Genomic DNA, 2,713 nt, shown 5'->3' with positions numbered 1-2,713 from the left:
CCGCGCCGGCTTGGTGTCCACTCGCTGTCGGCGCCCCGAATGCGCGTGCCCACCGGCGGTTTCCGTCCAACATGACGGCCACGTGGCCGGGCAACCGGGCGGGTTCAAGCTGCCGCTGCAGGTTGCGCCCGTAGAGCCGATAGACCACGTCCGACAGGCCCATGGGCGTTTCCTTCCCGAACGACTCGTATCTACGTCCCCGGACGAGAAGACTACCGCTAGTAGCTGTGCGACACAGGTGAACGTCGGCGCGCGGTCGTCTCGAGATTCCGGTACCTATGATAGACGCGGCGGCGGCCCGGCTGGTTTACCGTAGGAGACATGTCGATCGACGCGCAGCAGCTGCGGGACGCCTTCGCGGCCGTGAAGCCGAAGCTTCGTGGCTGGCTGCATGCCGGAACGTTCCCAGTCGCCGTGGTCGCCGGGCTGATGCTGATCGTGCTCGCTCCGTCGGACGTGGTCCGCTACAGCGCGGTGGTCTACACGATCACTGCGGCGCTGCTGTTCGGGGTGAGCGCCGTCTACCACCGCGGACGGTGGTCGCCCGGGGTGCGGGCGGTGCTCAAACGGCTGGACCATGCCAACATCTTCCTGATCATCGCGGGCACCTACACGCCGTTCACTCTGCTGGTGTTGCCGTCTGACCAGGCGCGCGTGTTGCTGACGCTGGTCTGGGCCGGTGCTGTACTCGGCGTGGGGTTCCGGATCTTCTGGGTCAACGCGCCGCGATGGCTGTATGTGCCGATCTACATCGCATTGGGCTGGTCCGCGATCTTCTGGCTGCCGCAGTTCGCGTCTTACGGAGGAACCGCGGTGGTGACGCTGATCATCGCCGGCGGCTTGATGTACACGCTGGGCGCACTGGTGTATGGGATGAAGAAGCCGAACCCGTCGCCACGTTGGTTCGGGTTCCACGAGGTCTTCCACGCGTTCACGCTCGCGGGGTTCGCCAGTCATCATGTCGGCATCTGGCTGGCAGCTTTCGGTGTCGGCGCGGTCGCCGCTGCGTGATACCGTCCAGGGTCCGTCGGCGGTCTGTCCGGGAGGGCCAGGTCACGCAGCGTATGGTCGCCTGGCCAGGTATATGTGGTAGTCCACCTCACGCCCTTCTCGGGGGACGGTTCGGGTGAGCTCGGTGACCTCACCGACGGTGTCAGCGAGCGCGATGGCGAGCTGGTCGGACGGGGCGGCGGACCAGACAGCCAGCACGCCCCCCGGTGTCAGGGCGCTCGCGGCGGCGCGGAGTGACGGACGCCGGTAGACCTGTGCATTCGCATCCCGCACCAGGAAGCCTGGGCCGTTGTCGACGTCGAGCAGGAACCCGTCGTAGGCGTGCGGAGGCGCCGCGGTGAGCACGTCGTGGATGTCGCCGATCTCCAGGCGCACCCGTGCGTCGCTCATGGTGACGTCGGCGGACGGCACCATGCCTGCCCGCAGCCAGTCGACGAGAAGCGGCTCGAGCTCGACGACGTCGATCCGCTCTACCCGTGGATCGGCGAGCAGAGCGTCGACGGTGAACCCGAGGCCGAGCCCGCCGACGAGCACCCGGCGGGGCGAGTCGTGCCGGTCGAGCAGGACGTCGGCCAGTAGTCGTTCGGTAGAGGTCTCGGCAGTGTCCATGAGGAACGTGCCGTTGACGATCAGCTCGTAGACCTCGCCAGAGGTTGTGTGTCGTCGGCGCAATGCGAGTTCGCCGGCGACGCCGTCGCCGCGCGCAACGGTTTCGGGCGGTTCGTGCACAGTTCAAGCCTATGGCGTGCCTCTCGGAGGTGAGGCATCTGGCGTCGTCGTATCACCGCCGATGCCAGACGGTATGCGTATCTGGGTAGTGGGCCTGCCATGACCCGCCAGGTCATGATTCGAAAAGTTCGTGTCAGAATCCGCCGAACTGTAACGTTTCATCAGGAGCGGCGTGCTGCCATGAAGCGGTCTTCCGGTAAGAAAAGCGGTTGACCGAAGAACTTTCGCAGGAGGGTCGCCAAAATCTTCGTCAGCTGTTCTACTAATCACCACCTGAGTCATCGACGTCGTCCCGGAGTCGTGGCCAACGCCTTCCGGTGGCGGCGGGATTGAAGAGTTCATCGGGAGGCTTATGTGGGCAGGAAGAGCGCCGTCTGGGCCGTGGCACTTGCCACGATGACAACGATGGTGGCCTGTAGCAGCGACGACGGGCCGCCGACCCTGACGTGGTACATCAACGCCGACAGCGGGGGCCAGACGGAGATCGCCGCACGGTGTACCGAGGAAGCCGGGGGTGCCTACAGGATCGAGACCACGCTGCTGCCGCGTGAAGCCTCCGCGCAGCGCGAGCAACTCGCTCGCCGGCTTGCCGCGAACGACAGCTCGATCGATCTGATGAGCCTCGACCCACCGTTCATTCCGGAGTTCGCCGAGGCAGGCTTCCTCGCGGAGATCCCAGAGGATGTCGCCACGGCCGTGACCGACAACACCGTGCAGGGCGCCGTTGACAGCGCGACGTGGAGGGACGAGCTGGTGGCGGTGCCGTTCTGGGCCAACACCCAGCTTCTCTGGTACCGGAGGTCGGTGGCCGAGGAGGCCGGGCTCGACCCGGAGAACGAGCCCGTCACCTGGGACCAGATCATCGAGGCGGCACGCCAGCAGGACAAGTACATCGGCGCCCAGGGCATCCGGGCGGAGGCGCTGACGGTGTGGATCAACGCACTTGTCGAGTCGGCCGGTGGCCATATCATCT

The 2,713-nt window shown here is 66.0% G+C and carries 3 protein-coding genes and 1 pseudogene; 2 read left to right on the top strand and 2 right to left on the bottom strand.

Annotation, left to right across the window (positions count from 1 at the left end):
- Positions 1–163, bottom strand: a pseudogene (locus ELR45_RS43145) (isoprenyl transferase); the annotation flags it as partial.
- A 158-nt stretch (positions 164–321) separates the two neighbouring features.
- On the opposite strand from ELR45_RS43145, the gene trhA reads away from it, so the two are divergent.
- A complete protein-coding gene (trhA, locus tag ELR45_RS33365; protein ID WP_129670134.1) occupies positions 322–1,011 on the top strand; it encodes a PAQR family membrane homeostasis protein TrhA in 690 nt (229 codons plus the stop codon).
- A gap of 42 nt (positions 1,012–1,053) precedes the next feature.
- On the opposite strand, the gene ELR45_RS33360 is transcribed toward trhA, so the two are convergent.
- Positions 1,054–1,740 (bottom strand): spermidine synthase, encoded by a 687-nt coding sequence (locus ELR45_RS33360; protein ID WP_129670133.1) that lies wholly within the window; start codon positions 1,738–1,740, stop codon positions 1,054–1,056.
- Between the two features lie 396 nt (positions 1,741–2,136).
- Here ELR45_RS33360 and ELR45_RS40040 point away from each other — a divergent pair.
- Positions 2,137–2,713, top strand: a 577-nt coding sequence (locus ELR45_RS40040) for an extracellular solute-binding protein (RefSeq protein ID WP_205857773.1), incomplete at its 3' end; no start/stop codon positions are given.

The organism is Phytoactinopolyspora endophytica (assembly GCF_004138495.1).
Lineage (GTDB): Bacteria > Actinomycetota > Actinomycetes > Jiangellales > Jiangellaceae > Phytoactinopolyspora > Phytoactinopolyspora endophytica.
The sequence above is the reverse complement of the archived record's forward strand: the minus strand, read 5'-3'. Positions and strand labels throughout refer to the sequence as shown.

Bases quoted from the DNA above. Each gene is read 5' to 3' on its own strand.
- trhA (WP_129670134.1), top strand. From the start codon at position 322: ATGTCGATCGACGCGCAGCAGCTGCGGGACGCCTTCGCGGCCGTGAAG.